This is a genomic window from Pseudoalteromonas sp. A41-2, assembly GCF_015767615.1.
GTDB lineage: Bacteria > Pseudomonadota > Gammaproteobacteria > Enterobacterales > Alteromonadaceae > Pseudoalteromonas > Pseudoalteromonas lipolytica.
Genome location: NZ_CP065231.1, coordinates 1,191,387 through 1,212,931, shown reverse-complemented (window position 1 = coordinate 1,212,931; position 21,545 = coordinate 1,191,387). Strand labels below are relative to the sequence as shown.

General features: G+C 39.7%; 14 protein-coding genes and 1 other RNA gene. 3 read left to right on the top strand and 12 right to left on the bottom strand.

All coding sequences use genetic code 11. The features are described 5' to 3' along the window. Positions 1-334: 334 nt before the first annotated feature. Positions 335-886: a cytochrome b gene (locus IT970_RS05595; RefSeq protein ID WP_118844146.1), complete on the bottom strand. Its 552-nt coding sequence runs from the start codon at positions 884-886 to the stop codon at positions 335-337. A gap of 1,363 nt (positions 887-2,249) precedes the next feature. On the opposite strand from IT970_RS05595, the gene IT970_RS05590 reads away from it, so the two are divergent. Further along, positions 2,250-3,245 (top strand): LacI family DNA-binding transcriptional regulator, encoded by a 996-nt coding sequence (locus tag IT970_RS05590; RefSeq protein WP_075594274.1) that lies wholly within the window; start codon positions 2,250-2,252, stop codon positions 3,243-3,245. Here IT970_RS05590 and IT970_RS05585 read toward each other — a convergent pair. The 7 genes from IT970_RS05585 to IT970_RS05555 form a co-directional block, all read right to left on the bottom strand. Next, positions 3,226-4,431 carry an oligosaccharide MFS transporter gene (locus IT970_RS05585; RefSeq protein WP_196857665.1) on the bottom strand — a complete coding sequence of 402 codons (1,206 nt, stop codon included), beginning with the start codon at positions 4,429-4,431 and terminating at the stop codon, positions 3,226-3,228. The genes IT970_RS05590 and IT970_RS05585 overlap by 20 nt on opposite strands. A gap of 62 nt (positions 4,432-4,493) precedes the next feature. Next, positions 4,494-6,503, bottom strand: coding sequence for a glycoside hydrolase family 32 protein (locus IT970_RS05580; protein ID WP_118844143.1), 2,010 nt, complete (start codon positions 6,501-6,503; stop codon positions 4,494-4,496). Beyond that, positions 6,490-7,827: a sugar porter family MFS transporter gene (locus tag IT970_RS05575; protein ID WP_075594271.1), complete on the bottom strand. Its 1,338-nt coding sequence runs from the start codon at positions 7,825-7,827 to the stop codon at positions 6,490-6,492. Before IT970_RS05575 ends, IT970_RS05580 begins: the two co-directional genes overlap by 14 nt. Before the next feature lie 51 nt (positions 7,828-7,878). After that, on the bottom strand, positions 7,879-9,591 hold the full coding sequence (locus tag IT970_RS05570) for a RagB/SusD family nutrient uptake outer membrane protein (RefSeq protein WP_196857664.1): 1,713 nt from the start codon (positions 9,589-9,591) through the stop codon (positions 7,879-7,881). A gap of 27 nt (positions 9,592-9,618) precedes the next feature. Next, a complete protein-coding gene (locus tag IT970_RS05565) occupies positions 9,619-12,567 on the bottom strand; it encodes a SusC/RagA family TonB-linked outer membrane protein (RefSeq protein ID WP_075594269.1) in 2,949 nt (982 codons plus the stop codon). A gap of 822 nt (positions 12,568-13,389) precedes the next feature. Further along, an RNA gene (gene ffs, locus IT970_RS05560) (signal recognition particle sRNA small type) lies at positions 13,390-13,486 on the bottom strand. A 136-nt stretch (positions 13,487-13,622) separates the two neighbouring features. Further along, entirely contained in the window at positions 13,623-14,486 is an 864-nt protein-coding gene (locus IT970_RS05555) for a DUF3014 domain-containing protein (RefSeq protein WP_118844141.1), read from the bottom strand. A 139-nt stretch (positions 14,487-14,625) separates the two neighbouring features. Between IT970_RS05555 and IT970_RS05550 the strand changes: the two genes are divergently transcribed. Next, positions 14,626-15,771: a patatin-like phospholipase family protein gene (locus IT970_RS05550; protein ID WP_036971648.1), complete on the top strand. Its 1,146-nt coding sequence runs from the start codon at positions 14,626-14,628 to the stop codon at positions 15,769-15,771. 8 nt (positions 15,772-15,779) lie between these two features. Here the strand turns inward: IT970_RS05550 and IT970_RS05545 are convergent, their stop codons facing one another. Continuing rightward, complete coding sequence (locus tag IT970_RS05545; protein ID WP_118844140.1) at positions 15,780-17,753, bottom strand: monovalent cation:proton antiporter family protein; 1,974 nt, start codon at positions 17,751-17,753, stop codon at positions 15,780-15,782. Positions 17,754-17,892: 139 nt separating this feature from the next. Here IT970_RS05545 and IT970_RS05540 point away from each other — a divergent pair, with 139 nt between their 5' ends. Next, entirely contained in the window at positions 17,893-18,789 is an 897-nt protein-coding gene (locus IT970_RS05540) for a GGDEF domain-containing protein (RefSeq protein WP_118844139.1), read from the top strand. A gap of 51 nt (positions 18,790-18,840) precedes the next feature. Here the strand turns inward: IT970_RS05540 and IT970_RS05535 are convergent, their stop codons facing one another. The 3 genes from IT970_RS05535 to accA form a co-directional block, all read right to left on the bottom strand. After that, positions 18,841-19,197, bottom strand: a complete 357-nt coding sequence (locus tag IT970_RS05535; RefSeq protein WP_196857663.1) for a hypothetical protein — start codon at positions 19,195-19,197, stop codon at positions 18,841-18,843. Continuing rightward, complete coding sequence (gene tilS, locus IT970_RS05530; protein WP_118844137.1) at positions 19,190-20,500, bottom strand: tRNA lysidine(34) synthetase TilS; 1,311 nt, start codon at positions 20,498-20,500, stop codon at positions 19,190-19,192. The genes IT970_RS05535 and tilS overlap by 8 nt, the downstream gene beginning before the upstream one ends. 81 nt (positions 20,501-20,581) lie before the next feature. Continuing rightward, complete coding sequence (gene accA, locus IT970_RS05525) at positions 20,582-21,538, bottom strand: acetyl-CoA carboxylase carboxyl transferase subunit alpha (protein ID WP_036969697.1); 957 nt, start codon at positions 21,536-21,538, stop codon at positions 20,582-20,584. Positions 21,539-21,545: the final 7 nt, after the last annotated feature.

The following is a 21,545-nucleotide window of genomic DNA, read 5'->3' as shown; positions in this document are numbered from 1 at the left end:
CTGTTTTAAGGCTCAAAAACAGGGTGTTGATAAAATAAGTTTCGCTCTTTAAAGCTTGGTTGTTATAGCTTAGCTGTTATGGCTTGGCTGTTATGCATCGCTGATTTAGCCGTGCTAAAAACAAATTAAAAGCACAGCGGTTTCGCAATAAAATCAACGATAAAGTGACTAAAAACGCCAACTATAATTTGTAAACGTTAGCAATGTAGAGCGAACCAACGGGCCGACTTAAACGACTTATTGCATCGTTACATTAAGCTCACGCGCATGAGCAGACCTTGATAATTGTGATACCAGACCTTAAAGCTCCACCATTTTGGCTTTTGTAATGTGTTTATTTTTTAGAAAACAACATACGTTTAAAAGTGTTATCTGCCAAAACGTAATGGTGAAATAATGCAGCCGCAGCATGTAAGCCTATTAAGTAATACCCAACCTTACCTGCTGTTTCGTGTATTTCTTTTATGGTTTTACCAAGCTCTTTGTTTTCACTTGCCAATGGGGGGAGCTCTACCCCAAAAAATGGCACAGGTTTACCTGCCATACTCAATATTAACCAACCCGCTATCGGCATAGTAAACATAAAGACATACAGCAAAACGTGTACACATTTAGCGAGTGTGCTTTGCCACTTTGCAGGTTCAGGCTGAATAGCAGGTAACGAGCCACTCGCCAAACGCACAATTACCCTCACACACACTAAAACTAAAACCGATAAACCCAACATAAAATGCCACATTTTAAAGGCATCACGGGTTTCAGTGCCTTTTTCAAATAACTCACGTAGCTCAATACTGCCAAAAACAGTGACAATTAATATAAACATTAGCCAGTGCAAGGCAATAGAGAGTGTATTGTAATGAGTTGTTGTATTTTTAAAATTCATAGTGCCTCTTGTGTAAAAAACGCATTCAGATAAGTGCTCTTTTTATGCGTAATAAATGTGCAGAATTAGCCTAGCGTATACTCATCCTTGTTTTCATGTTCTAAAACATAAAATGAGTTACTTTTAACTTTTTTGTTTACTACTTTCTTGCTTACTACTTTGCTTGCACTTAACTGTAATTTATTAAACTTAAAATAACCTTATGTATGTTATTAAAATTAAATATCGAGGATAAAAACGATAACCTTTAAGTAACCGTTTTAAAAAATAGCGTGTGTTTAAGAGCCATAAATAACTGAGGTTGAAGCAAACAAAGATGTCAGCTCTACTTTATTTTATTGCACCAAAATTCTGAATAACTACCATCAATCCAACACTCAACACGAATCGTTCCATACTCTCTTTGTGAGTTTAGTGCTTGGGATATGATTACTTTCTCAGATTGAAGTAGGTTAGAAACTAGATCTAGATCATCCAAGCCCTCTATTTCTATAGTCTTGGATTCATTATCACACTCAACTTGAAAACAGAGTGCCAACTCCCCTTCAAGGCTGTTTTTTCTAGTTGTTAAATCGCTGAGAAACCAAGGTCGCTGAAATTCAAAAAATATTTTGTAGTTACTCATATGCGCTAAAAAATGTCATGTTTATAGCGAACAGGTAATATATTTTTCTACACACTCGTGCTCACTTTTAGTGATTGATGTACATGTATCAAATAATATAAGTTGTTGCCACGTTTTTGACTTTAGTCAAAAGTCTCAAATTCGCTCTTAGTTGCGTACCAGATAAAACCTAAAACTAACTCGACTTGTAAGCAGATAAACCAATACATATTATTCCTTAAAACCAACCCCCTACCCTTAAAGAGCATGTACACAAAAAGGTGGATGACACTAAGATTATTATTCAGTTTTTCATATAAATATCCCCCAAGGTTTACTAGATTCTTATACCACTCCAGCCTTTAATCTGTTGAAAAACTAATGTTGTTCTTTTTACACTCTCAAAATTTCCACCTTAAATTGAGAGAATGAGCTAACAAACTTACAAAAGGGACAAACATTAAGACCCTCTTACGCTAAAATAGTGAACGTTGTAGTCTAGTTAACTTTAAAGATAGATAGCCTAGTAATCACTTAAGATATGATTTACTTCTATAAATAAACGCTATCATTCACTTTAGATCTGAATACAACAGCTTCAAAATAGTGATTTATTAGGTATACTGAAGAAATAAATTATGTCAAAAATAACGTTAATCCATTAGTTTACTACGATGGTAAGTTCTATAAATGTAGTAAGATCATACCCCCTGAGATTTACAAAAGATATTTTAGTACAAAAGGAATAAACTAGTTACGATGGTTACTATCAAACAAGTTGCTACTCATGCAGGTGTATCATTTAAGACAGTTTCTAGGGTAGTGAACAATGATCCTACTGTGAAAAGTATCAACCGAGAGAAAGTATTAAAATCCATTAAAGAGTTAGGTTACAGGCCAAATAGAGCTGCAAGCTTAACACGCCGAAAAAAATCTAACATTTACGCCATTATTGCGGATGAATTACTAAATATTCCTTACACTTTCGATATGATTCGTGGTGCTCAAGAGGTTGCTTGGCAGCAGAATAAAGAATTGCTGATACTCAATGTCAATGAAACCCAAGCAAGTATAAATAAGGCGATAGAAAGTTTGTTTGAATACAGGGTTGAAGGTGTTATTTACTCTGCAATGTATCACCGCGAAGTTTCTATGGCGGATGAACTAAAGGGGATACCTACAATTTTAGCTAATTGCTTCCCTAAAACATCAACTTTTCCTTGTGTAGTACCAGATGAAAAACAAGCAGGTGAAGAGATTACTTCCGCTCTGATTCGTAAGGGATATAAGCGTATCGCATTTCTAAACTTAAACGAAGATATTGTAGCTGCAAAAGGCCGTAAAGAAGGCGTTATTAGTGCATTCAAAAGCCATAACCTGCCTTTATCTAATTTACTTATTGAATCTGTTATTCACTGTCAGCCCGATGGAAGTGAAGTTTCAAATTCTAGAGTTGCCGCGTCAAGGATTATTGATGAATTTAAACCAGATGCAATTATCTGTGGCCAAGACCCTATGGCTATTGAGATTTACTTTATTGTACATGACAAAGGTATGGAAATAGGCAAAGACATTGGTATCGCTAGTTTCGATAACTGGGGTGATATCCCTGAATTATTGAAACCAACCTTAACAACAATGGCATTACCTCACTACGCAATGGGTAAATGGGCAATGGAATATTTAATAGATCAGCGTAGCGATATTGTGCATCACCACTTGCCCTTTGAGTTAATTAGTCGCAACTCTTTTTAGGTTTATCATGTGCAAGAGTAAAGTAAGAGATTATTAGAAATAGTGTTACAAGGAAGCCCAAATAACGATAAGTTTGAGCATATCCTATTTGGTCATAGAGCACCCCAGCTACTATTGCAAGAATTGAGGCCATAAACTGAGTCGTAAACTGAAAACCAATCATATAAATCATAGCAGAATATCGAGCTTCGAAATGCATATTAATATACTTAAATATTGCTATAATCATCAATGGAAGTTCGACGGCATGCAATAATTTAAGCAGGCTTATACTATAACTATCAGCAACAATTCCTGAAAGGAAGATACGGATAGCCATAAGTACACCACTGCATAACAAAGCACGTTTAATTCCTAAACGATTAACCCATTTCACCCCTAGAAACATAAAGAGTGCTTCAAAGACAACTTGCGCAGACATCAAATAGCCGTAGTATTCTCTTCCTGTGTTACGGTCCTCAAAAAATGTTGTAAAATAAATAGCAAATTGCTGGTCAAAAACAGCATAAATACACGTTACCCCAATAACAAACGCACTCAACCGCCAAAGCCCCGGTACTTTAAAAAACGACAAAATCCTTTTGTTTTCTAAAAGACTCGGAGAACTATTTAATTGAACATCATCTGTTGTTACTTTTACGAATTTTAGCAAAACTAAAAAGCAGACTGCAGCAATGCTTGTTAACCAGTAGTTTAAACTTGGCGTGATATTAAACGACAGTCCGGCAAAGTAGCTTGCGAAGGCCCATCCTAATGACCCCCACATACGAGCTTTACCAAACTCGAATTGAACAATTCGGCTCTGTTTATCTATATAACTTTCTAATGCCCCCACACCTGCAAGAAATATGAGGGAAAAAAAAGCCCCTCCAATAAAAACAGCCAAGTAAAAATGAGATTTAAGGAAAGGTTCGTAAATTAAGTTAACAAATGGCCCAAGTAAAATCATTGCGATTGCTATGAAATACAATAAACCTTTTTTTAATCCAAGCTTATCTTGAATATAACCGTACCAAGGCATAATAACTAAAGCAGTAAGCGCATTCACACTAAACACGATCCCTACCTGCTCGCCATTGAGGCCTACTTCTTGACTCAACCAAATTGGGTACAATGAAAAGGAAAACGACCACGCTATAAAATAAACGAAAAATATGGCACTTAATAGCCCGTAATTGCGACCCATAACTTATTACGCCTTAAAATCTATCGACCTTATGTTACTATAAGGTCGATAGAATGGTTAAGTTACTTGGTGACTGAAATATTAGTGACGCTTACATCATTTAAAGTAAGTTCTTGTGAGCTCAAAATGGACAGCTGACTATATGGTTCAGTTGGAAACACAACAGATGTCAATGTTGTCTGTCCATCATTGATAAACACCTCTATTGAGCCTTTATCAACCCAAATATCAAATTGATAATTCTCAAGATTAGCAATCACCGGCGCTTTTTGTAAACGCGTAAATTCTTGATCAAAATCACTTAAACCCGATTTACTTCTATCTAGAGAAACGAGGCCTGTTTTTGGATTCAGCAGTATGCTTACACTTTCTTGGTTAATCGAACTTAACTTAATTTCTATAAGCTCTTGGTTTTTGCTATTTGCACCGAATTGCGCCCTAAACTGCCCAGAAGCAATTTTAAAAAGCTCATGTAAAGCATAACTTTTTCGCCCTTCAAGGATAGCTTGTTTTTGTTCACCACTTAATAATGTATCAAGCTCTTTAACAGGAACAGACGCCACTCGTAGTCCTTCATTTGTTTGTAAAAGCTTCAACTCTCTTGGGATTGTCATTGCACCTCTCCATGACTCTGTAGGTACAGTATTAGCGTATTGCCAATTACTCATCCATCCCATGAACAAATGACGATCATCCTTCACATCAGCAAATGTTACGCCAGCATAGTTATCTGTACCATAATCCAACCATACGGATGGTTCGATTTTAGTATTTGCTGCGTGTTCTGAAAATATAATGTCAGAGACTTTAATATGTCCCCAATGAGATATTTCATTATCTACAATTTTAATTTGAGCGCTCTTACCTTCGAATTCACTGACACTCCAAGATTTCTCTAATAAATTTCCGGAGTTATTTCCAGTTGAAGTGCGAACAACTTTATTATCAATAATCAGTTGTGCCGCTGTTCTATTATGGTGTTTACCGCCTGCAATTTTAAAATTTATAAATGGTTTATTAATGTCAAAAGCTGGTGATAACATGCTCCCTGTTGATTCGTCCGTGCCATTAAATGAGCTAACTATAGATTGCTCTCCTTGTTCAACGTGAAATGCATCACCTGTTACGTTCCAACTTTCAATTCCCTTTTCGAAATCACTAAAACTCAGACCTTCTGGGAATGTCGCTGGAGTTGATTTCAGCATCGATTGGTACTGTTTATCCAAAACAAACTTTTTACCATCAAAGTCACCGACAAAGTACTGTGTACCAGAACCTCCGTTTGGTGCCCCAGGGTTTATGCTTACAAGTAAAACATATTTATATTTATCCGTTCCTTCAATTCTAACTCGTATTAGATCAGGACACTCCCATACACCAGCATGACTTCCCCAATCAGCGCCGAAAGTACTTTCCTGCTGCCAATTTTTTAAATCTTTCGATGAATAAAAACCAATATGATCGTCTTGTGCTAATACCATTATCCAGCTATTTGTCTGTAGGTCCCAGCTCACTTTAGGATCGCGAAAATCACGAATGCCTGGATTTTTTAATACTGGATTATCTTCATACTTAGTCCAAGTTCGGCCTTTATCTAAACTGTAGGCAATACCTTGAGTTTGAAAATCGATATCACCTGCTTTGGCTTTTTCCTCGTTATGGTAGGTAAAAATTGCAACCATTGGTGGATTTTCTTTACTGCCTAAACCACTTGTATTTTGCCAGTCAATGACTGCACTGCCTGAGAAAATAGTGCCATGCTCATCAGGAAATAGTTTAATTGGCTGATGCTCCCAATTAACCATATCTTTACTTATAGCATGGCCCCAATACATAGGCCCCCAGACAGTGTCATTTGGGTTATGCTGATAAAATAAGTGATATTCGCCTTTGTAGTACACCATTCCATTCGGATCGTTCATCCAATTTTGAGGAGGTGTAAAGTGATAGGCGGGGCGAAATGCTTCTGCAGCTGAATTTGCCACTAGATCAACGCCCGTTTTTTGTACTTTATCTGTCATGCCGCATGCTGCCATAAATGATGAAATTACGATTAAGTTAACGACTCGCATTTAAAACTCCGTGTTTATTATCTGTATCAATTGAAATAGCTTCTAAAGCACGCCCTTTTGTTTCAGGCATAAACCAAGTAACAAAAATGAGCTGACCTAGCATCATGACGGTGAAAAAAGTAAATACTTCAGATGCAGTGAATTGCTCCAAAAAGAAAGGCATTAATAATGTGATAGCTGCAGCGAAGAACCAGTGCGTTCCTGAGCCGAGTGATTGCCCTTTTGACCGAACTTTATTTGGAAATATTTCTGCAATAAAAACCCAAATAACAGTCCCCTGTCCAATTGCATGAGCAGCAATAAAAATGAAGACAAATGCAACGACTGTAAAACCACCTGAACCAGAGCTAAATGCCCATGCAACTACAGAAAGAGATATAACGTAGCCAAATGAGCCTATAAACATAAGTGCTCTACGACCAAACTTATCGATCAATGACAAACCTAACATCGTAAAACACAAATTAACAATCCCGATCCCTGCACCCGAAAGTAGTGATTGATCGACATCTAAACCTGCTAATTCAAATACTCGTGGAGCATAATAGATAATAAAGTTAATACCTGAAAGTTGATTAAAAGCCGCAAATAGAAACGCAAAACATGCTGCTTTATTATAAGTTCCACCAAACAGTTTTGTTTCTTTGTGCTGTTTGTGATCTTGCTCAATAGCATTCAAAACTATATCGGGATTCTCTTCACCAAGATTCACCAAAATTTGACGTGCTTTGTCGTTCTCACGCTTTTTTTGCACAAGCCAACGAGGGCTTTCAGGCGCTTTTAATATCATGACTAAGTAGATCAATGCTGGAATAGCCTCAACACCCAACATTAATCGCCAATCAATTGATGATGTACCCGATATTAAAAAATTTGAAACAAACGCAATCAATATCCCAAATACAATTTGAAACTGATAGAGCGCAACAAGACGTCCTCTAAATTTTGCAGGGGCAATTTCAGAAATATAGGCAGGGACAACAATAGAGGAAATTCCCACTCCCACACCACCAATAAAACGCAACAACGCAAAGCTATATGGATCAGGCGCGACAGCAGAACCTAAAGCAGAAATAAAGAATAGTATTCCCACCAAAACAAGTGTTGGCTTACGCCCTAACTTATCACATGGGTAATTACCCATCAGTGCACCTAGTAAAGTGCCCCACAATGCCGAAGACATAATAAATAAACCATGAAACAGCGAACTCGTTTCCCACAGTGCTTGGATAGGTTTATCTGCACCTGAAATTACAGCGGTATCAAAACCGAATAAAAAACCAGCTACAGCAACAGTAATAGACCAATAAATAATTTTTTTCATAACAACTTCTTCTTATGAATCAACAGTTAAGTGGGCTTTCGCCCACTCACGTTAATACCCTGAGTTTTGAACGTATAAACCACCACTCAAAATCATTTGCTGATTTGGAATAGGTAGATACTCATGCTTTCCTGCTGTGAATAACGCTTCAACTAAATATGGCTTACGAACAGCCTCAACAGATAAGTACTTATCTATCGTTTCTTTAGCAATTCCCCATCGAACAAGATCAAAGAATCGATGTCCTTCCAACCCTAATTCCAAGCGACGTTCAAAACGTAATGCTTTACGGGCCTGCTCTTGGGTTAAAAACTCGTCATATAGGCCAATGTTATAAATGCTCGCGTTGTGCAGCTTTGCAGTACTTTGCTTAGCGCGAGATCGGATACGATTAATAATCACTAATGCTTCATCAAGACGGTTTAATTCAATTAATGCCTCAGCTTTCCAAAGCAAAACATCAGAGTATCGAATTAGCGGTGTATTCAATGAAAATATTGGAAATGGACCATTTTCACCACGACAGCTACACTGTGGATGCTCAAGGTCTTTCATAGCAGTGAAGTTTCCATAAATCCCTGGCGCTCTAGCCCAGCTATCACCACCATGAATCAGGTCTTCATCATATTTGAATGGTTTTCCTTCCATCGCGACCGTATGATCAAGACGAGGGTCTACAGCATCAAGGGTCATGTCATAGTTCATGTCATTGTATGTATCGAACATAGGCAAGCCTTGCTGATCTGTTTTAAATACATTAACGAAGTTTTCTGTTGGCACATGAAAACCACAACAACCAAAACCACCGGCCATTGGCGCATTCAACGCACTAGGCCAACTACCACGACCATCAGGAGAGCCGTCATTTAAAGAGCGTTGGATGGCAAATACAGATTCAATACCATTTTCACTTTCAAATAAAAAATTATCTGCATAATCATCAAATAAGCCGTAAACACCAAACTGCTCAATTTCATCAACTAAGTTCACAACTCGTTCTAACTTTTGCTGATTTATTTTGACTACTTGATGTTTTTCATTTTGCTCATACGCTTGATATAAAAGAGTTTTTGCTAAATACGCTTTTGCAGAGAGTGCGGAAGCACGACCAACATCCTCTTGAATGTTTGGTAAGTTGTTCGCTGCAAATTCGAAATCAGCAGCAATTTTGTCCCATAACTCTTGATCACTAAAGTCACGGTTAGTCGCTGTTAATATCTGTTCTTGAGTCATCGACTCATCAATCCAAGGAATAAACTTATGGTGAATCTTTAAGTCAAAATAAAAAATACCGCGGATAAAACGCAACTCAGCCTGCTTTGCTTCTCGATTATCAACAGCATCAGCAGCAGCATTAGCAATCACCTGCAGTGCTGCGTTTGTCCGTGAAATACCGGTATAATTACGTGTCCATTTTTTATTATTTAAATCAATCAAATCAGGCGGGAAAGACTCCATATCAGGTACTATCGGTTGATATAATGATAATGCGTGATAAGCAAAAATATCACCTGGGCCATTCCCTCCTTTATGCGCATCTCCAGCTCGTAAGTTGCCAGTAGGCCATAAGAAATTTGGCGCGGTATAATGGTCATTTCCTAAATACGAATACGCTGCGATGATCAAAGAGTCAACGTTATCTGTTGTCGAGACTTGATCTTCAGTCAAAACCCCAGAAGGAGGAGTGTCTAAATCGGCTCCTCCACATGAGGCGAGAGCGAGAGTAAATGCTGTGGCAGCAAACATGGTGGTTAATTTATTCATAGTTTGTACTCTTATTGTTGCCAGTAATTAAAATGAAAGGTTCACGCCAAGTGTGATACGTCTTGGAATAGGGAAATTGCCATCAGGTGTTTCAGGATCCTGACTTAAAGTACCTGAAGGCGTAATAGTGATTAAATTACTTCCCTGCAGATATATACGGGCAGAAGATATACCGTATTGGTTTAACCACTGCTCGTCAGGGGTGTAACCAATCGACAGGTTACGCAGCTTTAAATAAGTCCCCTCTTCCCAAAATAAACTTGATTGACGTCCTTCACCGTTATTATCAATAAGCGTGAGAGCGGGTACATTTGAGTCTGTGTTATCGACTGTCCAAGCATTTAGTACACGGTCACCGTAATTTGAACCGATATTTAATGATGTGAAGTCCGTAAACCCTCTCCAACCGTTACGGATTTGACCGCCTTCAACGCCTTGCCAAAACATGTTGAAGTCCCAATTTTTATATTTAAGACTTAAATTAAAGCCGTAGGTATAATCTGGATCTGTATCTGCAAAGAACATTTGGTCATCTTCATCAATGACCCCATTTCCATCAAGGTCTTTCCAACGAACACGGCCTAAACCAGCTCCAGCTTGAGTAGCATGCGCATCTATTTCCGCTTGACTTTGAAATAAGCCATCAGCTACATACCCATAAATAGAGTTAATTGAGTGCCCTAAAATAGTTTTATCCGTTCCATTACCACCAAAAGAATTCACAACATCTTCAGGAAGAGACACCACTTTATTTTTAGCTGATGACACATTAAAACTAACATCAACATCAATATCACCGTCTAAACTGTCAAACGTCAAATAATCTGCATATCCAACGATAAACTCGATACCTGAGTTCTCAATTGTCCCACCATTAACCCATTTTTGGGCACCTTCACCTAGCGTAGCAATCGGATTAGTTAGGGTTAAAATGTCATCGGTTGTTTTCTCAAACCAATCTAGACTTCCGTAGATGGTGTCATACCGCATACCAAAATCGATACCAAAGTTAGTTTGAGTCGATGTCTCCCACTTCAAATCAGGATTACCAGTTTGCGCTTTGACAAACCCAGATGGTAAATTGCCGCCATTTGCACCAGTTATATCGTACGCAGTACCTTCATCTTGGCGGTCTGTAAATAAAGATTGAGTTGCATAGCGACTTAAATAGGTTGTATATGTCGCATCTGTAGGGATTTCTTGATTACCTGTTTTACCCCAACTGGCACGAAACTTAAGTGTTGATAAAAACTCTAAATCATAAAATGATTCATTGCTTACCACCCAACCTGCTGAAATAGCAGGGAAATTACCATACCGATTATTACTACCGAAGCGAGAAGAGCCATCTCTACGAATAGTCAACCCAGCAAGATATCGATTATCGTAGTTATAATCCAATCGTGCAAAATATGAATTTAAAGACCATTTATCACCATCACCCTCAACACGCACATCACCTGTTGCTTGGGATAAATGAGCATAGTTTCGTTCATCTGAAGCAAAACCAGAGCCAAAACCAACTACACCCTCATACTCATAATCTATTTGTTCAGTACCTGCTAGCACCGTAAATTGGTGTAGGTCATTAATATCGAACTTATATTCAGCCGTATTAGTCCAAGTAATACTTCTATTCCAATTATCTGTAACAGATAACTGATCACCAAAATTTAAAGAGCCAGCCTGAAATGCACGCGTGAAGTTTCTAAAATAATACTGGCCATAATCGATGCCTAATGAGCTTTTCAAAGTTAGATCTTCGACCGGCTCATACTCTACAAAGATATTACCCATCACTTTATTAAAGCGACTGACATTATCTCGATTCATTTCAATAATGCGAACGGGATTATCACGATCCGTTACACCTGGAACAGGACCACCCCAACCGCCTTCATCGTTATAAACTGGTACTATTGATTGTTGCTCAATAGCTAAGCCCAAGATTTGTCCCGCCAATGTATTAACTAAATTTGATTCCTGATTGGTGATTGTGAAGTTTTCACCTATTCTTAGCTTATCAGTGACTTGAAATTCTGAATTTACACGAAAATTAATACGTTCGAACTCAGAGCCATCTACAACACCTTCAGAATTGAAGTAACCTAATGAGCTATATACAGACGCACGATCTGACCCACCAGATAAGGAAAAGTTAATATCCGTAACCTTTGCCGAACGAGTTACCTCATTGAACCAATTTGTATCTGCAGGACGCTGGACTTGATTAGGATCGGTATATGTTGGAAGAGAAATGCCATTTAATTGTGGATTATTAAAATCACCGTTCCAATCAAAGCTATATAGCGGGCTTGCGGCATTTGGATCAGAGCCATCATTCACTGCTGCTCTCCACACTGCTTCACCACGCTGCTGAGTATTTAAAGGATTTAAATCATAGTCAAAATCATCGTATGACTGATTGAATGAGAAATCAAAATTCAGTCCTTCTTGGCCTTTTTTTGTTGTAATAACGATGACACCATTGCCCGATCTCGCGCCAAAAATACTAGCCGCTGCAGCATCTCTTAAAACCTGAATATCGGCAATATCATGCGAATTCAATTCATGCATTCCCGATTTAGTTGGAATACCATCTACTACGTATAAAGGGTCATTATTACCAAGCGGGCCTAGTCCTTGACCTCGAATTCTAACTGTCGCCGTCGATTCGGGAGAACCATTGGTTGTTATTTGAAGACCTGGAACTCGACCCTGAAGGTTTTGCATGATGTTACCAGCTGGTAAATCAGCAACATCTTCAAGTTCCACAGTACTTACAGCACCTGTAAGATCTTCTTTTTTGACGCTACCGTAACCGTAAGAAACTTCGATTACTTCAATGCCGCTACTTTTTTTTGCTACATCTTCTTGGGCTTCTTCAGCCGCTATTGTCACTTTAGGTAATAATATTGAACCGAACAAAAGTGCCTGAATACATAGCGCGAGCTGACTTTTATGGTATCTCCGCATGGTGTGTCCTCGTTATAGATGAAAGGCTCCTGCAAATAAACAACGTTGTCTTTTTGTTTTATTTTAAAGCCCAGCTTATTAGCTAGGCTTATTGCAGTCACAATGTGTAATGTTAATTATTATGTTGAAAACGATTTAAACAACGTTGTCTTTATAGCTAAAAAAATTACGTTGATCAACATTTTTTTTACACTCTTAATTGAAATAAATATGTTTAAGTTGGCTGACAAAACAGTGCACATTGAGTAAAAAAGTCTCGAAGATCAGTTTTCTATTTATATAAGAGATTGATTTAAATATATTTTTAAAAATATCATAATGAGTGATACACACTAGCCGGCAACAGTGGAGTTTGAGAGTTGGGCTTCAATTTCGGGTGTTGATAACGAAAACTCATAATTAATACCATTCCGCTTAATTAAGTGGTCTATTTTGAGGCAATAAAACCGCGTTGATAACAAGGCAAAAATTTAGTTATTTAGTTGTTCTAAATCAGAAATTTTTAACGCAGGTAGCGACTGGTTTGATCACTCAAAATGATTAAGTATTTTTGCGGATTGGTATAAAACACGTATCAAACTCTAAAAGTGATTCAACTAAATAGCTAGATTTATTTTTTGTTTATATCTTACTGGAGGATTTAACAGGCGGTGTTTTATTTTTTCTGTACATGTGAATGAGTTATTTAGTACTTAGTTAAGTTCTATTTAGTTAAGTACTACTTATTTAGTACTTAGTTAAGTACAAAGCCATGTCACTTTATACTTTCAATTTATGTCATTTTTTACTTCAAACGACACCCAAGAAGAATTTGGGTGGCAGTCTTACCAGCCACATCTCGGCACACACGTCACACGCTGTGGCTGCTCCCTTCCGGGCCTGACCAGGTTCACCTGCTAGTGTTGCGAGAGGACCAATAAGACTACCATTGAGGGCCTTGTTTGGCGCGGGAGGGATTATCTCTACTTTTGGCTCGTTATTCAAGGGGTATTCGAAAAAGAAAGTGCGATTGCATACTTGGTATACAATCGCACTGTATTTAGGGGCTTTTATACTTACTTTTCAAGTTCAGCTTTTATGTTACGCAATGCTGCTTTTACTTTTTTCATATTTTCTGGGCCCATACGCAATAATTGTTTTTGCGCATCGGGTAAGTTTTCCCACTCTGAATAAGCATATTGATAAGTCACTGAGTTACGCACTAACGGCATATCACCTTTGGGTTCTGGGGTATCGAGTAGTACATCAATCGCTTCTTCAAGTGTTTGCGTAAAGGCATCACCTTGATAACCAATTTCTGCGTATGCTTCATTAATAAGCGGTTTGTATTCGTCATAAATACGAATCGCTTGTGCAGCACTTAAGCTGGTAAATAATTTTACATACGGGGTGTAACGCTCATAACTATTTGGGTCAATCGTTAAAATATCCCCTTCGATAACCATGAATGACTCTTTAGGGCGCTCAACGGGCGCATGGCTCAATGCAACTTTGCCTTTGGCTAGGTTATCAACATAAACCACACCACGACGAATAAGATCATCGGTCACCATTAAACTCATGACTTGATCTGTTAATAATTCATCCATTCGGGCCACCACGACCTCATCACTGTCGTTTAATGTAGGCAAAGGCTTAACCTCTGGCTCAGGTTCAACAGCTCGTTGCTCTGGGCGTTCAACCGCAACAGGGTCTGGGGTTGGCTCTGTTACTACGGGTTCTGGCGCTGGCTCGTTATATTCAGCCATTGGCGTTTCTTCGATAACAACGTCTTCGACTACTTGCGTCGGTTTGTCGTCTGGCTGTAAAAAAATAAACGCCGCAACACAGGCTACAATAATAACAATAACAACTGCAAAAATGAGATTGTTATTCCCAGGACGCTTTTCTAATTCGGTATCTGACGAATGCTCTGACATACACACTCCCTTAATATAAAAAACAGACAAAAAAACACGACAAAATTAATATTACCAGTAAGGTAAACTTTGCTTCTTCTAGCTTAAAGACTTACAGTTGATAAATAAAGTAAAGACGCACAACGATTTAAATGCAACCATGAGCAGTAAGTTAAAAAAAACACAACACTCAAAAATCGCTTTATTATTAACAGGTGGTGGTGCCCGAGCGGCTTATCAAGTGGGTGTGCTTAAAGCCATCACACAAAGTATGCCTCGTACTGCGCCTTTACCTTTTACCATTATTAATGGGACATCAGCCGGCGCAATTAATTCCGCTGCGCTTGCCTGTTATGCTTCTTGTGCTCACTTAGCAAGTAAAAAGCTTGAATGGGTATGGCGCAATTTTTCCACCTCGCAAGTTTATAAAAGTGATTTTTTAAGTGTATTTTCACACCTCACTCGCAATATTTTAACGAGCTTTCAGTCTGAACATATTAACCACCCACCCGCAAGCTTGTTAAATAATCAACCGTTAAGAAAGCTGCTTAACGAGATACTCGATTTAGCACGCATTGAGCGTAATCTTCACAAAAACTACCTTGATGCGGTATCAATCACAGCCTCTAGTTATACAACGGGTGACTCTGTGGCGTTTTTTCAGTCGTTAACCCAACAGCCTTGGCAGCGAGCTAAACGCGAGGGACAAGCGACCCGCATTAATGTTGAACACTTAATGGCATCCAGTGCCATTCCAATGGTGTTTCCAAGTGTTAATGTGTACAACCATTACTTTGGCGATGGTTCAATTCACCAATTGTCGCCGTTAAGTCCTTCTGTGCATTTAGGGGCTGAAAAAATATTTATTATTGGTGTCGATGCACCCAAAGAGTTGCACCCACCTGGTTATCAACCCCACTATCCGGGACTGTCTAATATTGCAGGTCACCTGTTAGATAGTGTTTTTACCGACACATTGCAGTCTGATTTAGAACGTTTACAGCGTATTAATCGTACGCTTGGGTTATTACCAGCGCGTGACAAGCACCAAGAACTGAAACAAATTGAAACCTGTATTATCAATCCATCACAAAACTTTAATATGATTGCTGCGCAGTATTACGATGATATGCCATTAGCTATTAAAGTGTTGCTGCGCATGATCGGGGTGAAAAAACGTTCTCAATCCAGTTTAACGAGTTACTTGTTATTCGAAAAACGTTACACCCAAAAATTGATCGAGATTGGTTATCAAGATGGGCTTAAAAAACTGCCAGAAATACGGAAATTTTTAGAATTAGAGTAACTGATCTGTTAGTCTAATCCATCAAGTAAAAAGCGTTCAACGCGCTCTACCCTGCGTGGTTTGCCTTGCAATACCAAAATATCACCGGCGAGCAAAACCGTTTGCTCTGAGGGCGATTCTATTTCACGGTCTTGACGACGTAATGCACGAACTGATACTCGGCGCTGCTCAAGCTTAAGTTCGCTTATCATGTGATTCACAGCGAATGCGTGTTCAGGTAAAGCGATAACATGTAAGTACTCTAATCGGTCTGAGCTGCTTTCTTCGCTGTCGAGTTTATCACCGGTAAAAAATCCATTTAAAAACTGATAACGATTGCGGCGCTCTTTGCTCACTCTGCGAATAATACGGGTCATTGGTACACCCGACATATACAGTACGTGTGATACGAGCATTAAACTTGCTTCAAGGGTTTCTGGTACTACTTCTGTGACACCTAACTCTTTTAGGGTTTCGAGCTGAGAGTCGTCACGCATACGTACGAGTATCTTCACGGTGGGTGCAATTTGTTTTATCGCATCTACCACGACTTGCGTCTGCTCAAAGTCTGTAAACGTTATGATCACTAAACGAGCACGTTCAACCCCTGCAGATTTTAAAATATCTTTTTGTTTTACATGACCAAATATAATTGGCTCACCTGCGGCTTTTGCTTCTTGCAATAAAATGGGGTTGCTTTCTATTGCAACGTACTCAATGGCTTCGGGCTTTAAAAAGCGAGCGATTGTTTGCCCTACCCGCGAAAACCCACATATAACAACATGGTTATGATACAAGGGGCTGCTATTCGCTGGCTGTTGCCAATACTGCCCTGGCTGAGAAAGCAAACCCAAACGCTTTAGTAAAACAGGTGTTTTTTCAATAAGGTAAGGGGTCAGTGCCATAGACAACACGCCTACCGCAATTAAAAATGAGGCTTGCTCTGAGCTTATCAATAAATGCTGTGAAGCGAGTGCAATCAACACAAAGCCAAATTCGCCCATTTGCCACAGCATAATACCTGCTGCAACGGCATCTTGCTTTCGCTCGCCTATAAGCTGTGCAGAAATAGCCAGAACCGCAATTTTAAAAAATAATAAACCGACTAATACCGCAATAATCCAATACCAACTTTGCAACACATACAAAATATCTAATTGCATTCCTACGGTAACAAAAAACAGCCCCATTAAAATATCGCGAAACGGTCTAATATCGGCTTCTAATTGGTGACGATACTGGCTTTCACCGAGCATCATACCAGCCAAAAACGCTCCAAGCGCCATAGAAAGACCAAACAAATACGTTAAACCGGCTGCAAACAATGCCACTAACAATGTGGTGAGCACAAAGAGCTCGTCGGTTCTAACAAGCGCTATTTCTCTAAAGACTTTAGGCAGTACCCACTTGCCTATTGCCCATAACAAAATACACACAAAAGCACCTTTGGTTAATGCAAAGGCAAGTGCGCCAACAATTTCATCAGAGCCACTTTGAGCAAGTAAGGGGTAAATAATTAGTAAGGGCACGACAGCGATATCTTGAAACAACAACACGCCAATTGCTAACTGACCACGCCGCTGATTTAACTCACCTGATTCTTTGAGTAACTTCACGACCACTGCCGTTGATGATAAAGCCATTAAGCTCGCAATCGTAAAGCTATTAAGTAGGCTGTACTCAAGTAACAGTAAAATCAACATGAACACTAGGCTTGTGATCACCACTTGCAGTGACCCTAAGCCAAATACAATATTGCGCATTGCCATTAAGCGCGGTACTGAAAACTCAAGCCCTAAACTAAACAGTAAAAAAACAATGCCTAGCTCAGCTACAAAGTGCATTTCGTGGCTTTGTGCCATCCAGCCAATGCCATGACTCCCCGCTAATAAACCCGTTGCGAGGTACGCCAGGATAGGAGGTAAGCCAATTCGCTTGAAAAACCAAACAAAAATGACCGCAGCTACGAGTAACCCAAAGGCTTGAATCAGCACATTTTGCAAGCAATTACCTCCTTCTACTTAATGATAAAGCCGAACCCTCGTTTAAATATAGCAACCATATGTTTTTCAGCCAGTTTAAAAAAGTGGCACAAATTTCGCTTTATTAAGGAGTATCTAACACTCCGGGGGGAGAACAATCATGGAAAATGTCCATATTTTGACGCAGCGAGTGACTGCAAGAGGCGACTTTATGCCGTTTTCGGCAGAACGTTACCGAATAAGTGAACAGCACAATACACATGACTTAGTGACAAAGTTACAAACAACCCTGTCTATTGAGGGGATTTTGACTATTTTTGCCGAGCATGCAAAACAGCTCATCAATTTGTCTGGGTTGCAGTTTCAATCGGCTTTGGGTGTGTCTGAAAGTGTTGACAGCGATACCACGCACACTCCCTACTCGTTTGATTTAGATTTAGAAAGTGAGCGTTTAGGTCAGCTAATTTATTTTAGCCAATTTCCTATGGGGCAAGCTATCGAAACCAAACTACAGCAATTACATGCTGCGCTTGTTTACCCGCTTCGTAATGCAATTATGTACACACGTGTATTACGCTTGGCAACAAAAGATGCACTAACGGGGTTAAATAACCGTAGTCAATTTAATGACAGCTTGGCACAAAGACTAGAGCGTTGTCGCCGTCAGCATCGTCCATTTAGCTTAATGTTGCTCGATTTAGACAACTTTAAACAAGTGAACGACAATTTCGGTCATAAAATTGGCGACGACGTACTACAAGAATTTGCTAACGTTTTACGTAACTGTGTACGAGGCACAGATTCAATTTTTCGCTTTGGTGGCGATGAATTTGCGCTGTTAATTGACGACCCTGAATTTACCACTAACAAAGTCATCGCAGATCGCGTTATGCGTTTAGTCTCGCAATCAAGCTTAATGGCCCAATACGCTGTAACATCGAGCATAGGGTTTACGCTTGCGAATAACCAAGACTGCGAAAATGAAGTGTTTGCCCGCGCAGATAAAGGCCTATACCGTGCTAAAGCCGCGGGTAGAAACTGCGCAAAAGCGTACTAAAAGTCACATTTTTAAAGCGCAAAACAATACGCAAATATCGTTACGAAAAGCCTAGCTTCCCCCGCTCGACTTTTTTGTAGCCAATTTATAACCGAGTAATACCAACCAAAAACCTGAAAAAAAACCGCTCAGTAAATAAAGTAAAGCTGCCATGGTCGTTAATGGCGACACAACCACGAGAGCGAGGGGTGTTAACACCCCTAAAATAAAAAACACGCCGCCTTTGCCTGACCAATACCCTAACAGCAATAACGAGCACGCAACGCCCCCCGCTAGTGCATAAAACAAGGTACTCATTTCAAGCTCAGCAAACAAAAAACCGGCAATAACCGCAACTATAATCGACACAATAAAACCCAGCGGTGCTTTATTAACTAGCGATAAACCAACATGAGCCTGTTCACTCATTTTCACTCTCCCAAAAAATGCCTTCATCTGAACTGTGCGTAGCACTGATAAAATAGCCAACCACTTGAACAAGCTGATCATTATAAAAAATAAGCGGCACTTGTGCACGAACCCAAGGAGCGACCTTCGCATCTTTAAACCAATGTTTGAGCGTATTTGACCCCGGCTTTTTAAGCGGCTTTATGCGCGCTTGCGGGCAATTAAACACCACTTTCACCTGCTCATCAGCCGTTGGCAATCGAATTCCTTTACCTGTTTTAAATCTTAAAGTTCGGCCATCCGATAAGGTTACGGTTTCAAGATTTATATCACATGATTTGGGTATTGGCTGTTCTGTAACGAAATACCAGTAATGTTGATGGCGACGAACTTGTCCGCTCGCTAAACAGATTTTTAATTGGGCATCGGCCTGTGCGTTTAAGCCCTGTTCAATAATTTGCTTAAGCTGATTTTCAGAGGGCATTTGATGTGTAAATTGCTTGAGCCACGCGCGCACAAGGTTTGCTTTACGCGTATCAGAAAAACCTTCAACCGCACAACAGCTTAAACCGCCGTGTTTATTTTGACAGTGCGCAAGGTCTGTTTCTGTGTATTCATCTAACAGTGATTGTTGCTGCTGTAATAAGCGAATACTGCGCGCAGCACTTTTCTCAAAGCCCTGAAAGCGGTCGTTTAAAACGGGGATCACCTGATGACGTAAAAAATTACGGTCAAAGCGCTCGTCGCTGTTTGAGTCATCTGTAATATGTTGAATTCCACGCTGTTCAGCAAATAGCTCTATTTGCTGGCGTGTCACATTAAGCAAGGGTCTAAAGCAAACACGCCCAGATGACAACACTCTTTGCTGCTGCATTGCACTTAACCCTTGCAAGCCTGAGCCACGCTTTAGGCGCAAAAAGAACGTTTCAAGCTGATCATTTAAATGCTGACCTAGTAACAACACGCTGCCTTTTGGACTATGCGTATCGAGCGCATCATAGCGTGCGTCTCGGGCTTGCGCCTCGAGGCTGGTTCGTGCTTGTGTTTCAATGTTCACTTTTATTGCTTTAAATGGCACTGCAAGAGAGCTGCATAACGTTTCACAAAATGATTGCCACTGCCCTGCATATTCACTCAAGCCATGATTTACATACACAGCATCTACACTCAGTGCCGTATTTTCACGGTGTAATTCAGCCATTAAATGCAAAAGCACCACAGAGTCGACACCACCAGACAAGGCAACAGTATACGCCTTGTGCCCCTTTGTAATTAAAGGCTCAAGTTCTTTACGAAAATCGGTATAAAGTGGCAAAGTTAACATCGACTGGCACGCTTAAAATAAATTGCGTTGTATTATAAAACAAAAAAAGCCGCAAAAGCGGCTTTTTCATCATTATGCTAATTAGCAATAACCAAACGACATTAAACGTTTGTAACGCTGATCAAGCATTTCATCAAGTGACAAGCCTTGTAAATCAGCTAAATCGCGCTTTAGTTGATTTTTAAGGTTACGCGCCATTGCATCGTAGTTACGATGTGCGCCACCCAGCGGCTCTTCAATCACGTTGTTGATTAAATCTAGTTCTTTAACACGTGCAGCTGTTACACCCATTGCTTCTGCAGCGATAGGCGCTTTATCTGCACTCTTCCAAAGGATTGATGCACAACCCTCTGGTGAAATTACTGAGTAAGTGCTGTACTGCAACATGTTTACGCGGTCACCCACGCCTATTGCCAATGCCCCACCCGAACCACCTTCACCAATAACAGTACAGATCGTCGGTACTTTTAATGCAGCCATCACTTTAAGATTACGTGCAATCGCTTCTGATTGACCACGTTCTTCTGCGCCAACACCTGGGTATGCTCCCGGCGTGTCGATAAATGTCATGATAGGCATTTTGAAACGCTCAGCCATTTCCATTAAACGTAATGCTTTACGGTAGCCTTCTGGTTTTGGCATACCAAAGTTACGTTTGATTTTTTCAGCTGTATCACGCCCTTTTTGCTGACCAATAACCATGACTGGTTGGCCTTCAAAACGCGCAACACCGCCTAAAATAGCGGGATCGTTAGCAAAAGTACGGTCACCTGCTAGTTCGTCAAATTCCGTGAAAATGCGCTCGATGTAATCACGAGTATAAGGACGCAACGGGTGACGGGCTAACTGTGAAACCTGCCAAGCACCTAACTCAGAGAAAATTTTCTCTTTCATTTCAGCGCTTTTTTCTTTTAATCGACTGACTTCCTCTTCTAATCCAAGGTCTAATTCGCCAGCGCGGCTTACATTTTGTAACTCTTCAATTTTTGCTTCTAATTCTGCGATTGGAAGCTCAAAATCAAGATAATTGAGGCTCATGCTCTAA

Excerpts from the sequence above, each read along its gene's own strand:
- IT970_RS05595 (WP_118844146.1), bottom strand. The coding sequence starts at position 886 with ATGAATTTTAAAAATACAACAACTCATTACAATACACTCTCTATTGCC.
- IT970_RS05590 (WP_075594274.1), top strand. The coding sequence starts at position 2,250 with ATGGTTACTATCAAACAAGTTGCTACTCATGCAGGTGTATCATTTAAG.
- IT970_RS05585 (WP_196857665.1), bottom strand. The coding sequence starts at position 4,431 with ATGGGTCGCAATTACGGGCTATTAAGTGCCATATTTTTCGTTTATTTT.
- IT970_RS05580 (WP_118844143.1), bottom strand. The coding sequence starts at position 6,503 with ATGCGAGTCGTTAACTTAATCGTAATTTCATCATTTATGGCAGCATGC.
- IT970_RS05575 (WP_075594271.1), bottom strand. The coding sequence starts at position 7,827 with ATGAAAAAAATTATTTATTGGTCTATTACTGTTGCTGTAGCTGGTTTT.
- IT970_RS05570 (WP_196857664.1), bottom strand. The coding sequence starts at position 9,591 with ATGAATAAATTAACCACCATGTTTGCTGCCACAGCATTTACTCTCGCT.
- IT970_RS05565 (WP_075594269.1), bottom strand. The coding sequence starts at position 12,567 with ATGCGGAGATACCATAAAAGTCAGCTCGCGCTATGTATTCAGGCACTT.
- IT970_RS05555 (WP_118844141.1), bottom strand. The coding sequence starts at position 14,486 with ATGTCAGAGCATTCGTCAGATACCGAATTAGAAAAGCGTCCTGGGAAT.
- IT970_RS05550 (WP_036971648.1), top strand. The coding sequence starts at position 14,626 with ATGAGCAGTAAGTTAAAAAAAACACAACACTCAAAAATCGCTTTATTA.
- IT970_RS05540 (WP_118844139.1), top strand. The coding sequence starts at position 17,893 with ATGGAAAATGTCCATATTTTGACGCAGCGAGTGACTGCAAGAGGCGAC.
- IT970_RS05535 (WP_196857663.1), bottom strand. The coding sequence starts at position 19,197 with ATGAGTGAACAGGCTCATGTTGGTTTATCGCTAGTTAATAAAGCACCG.
- tilS (WP_118844137.1), bottom strand. The coding sequence starts at position 20,500 with ATGTTAACTTTGCCACTTTATACCGATTTTCGTAAAGAACTTGAGCCT.
- accA (WP_036969697.1), bottom strand. The coding sequence starts at position 21,538 with ATGAGCCTCAATTATCTTGATTTTGAGCTTCCAATCGCAGAATTAGAA.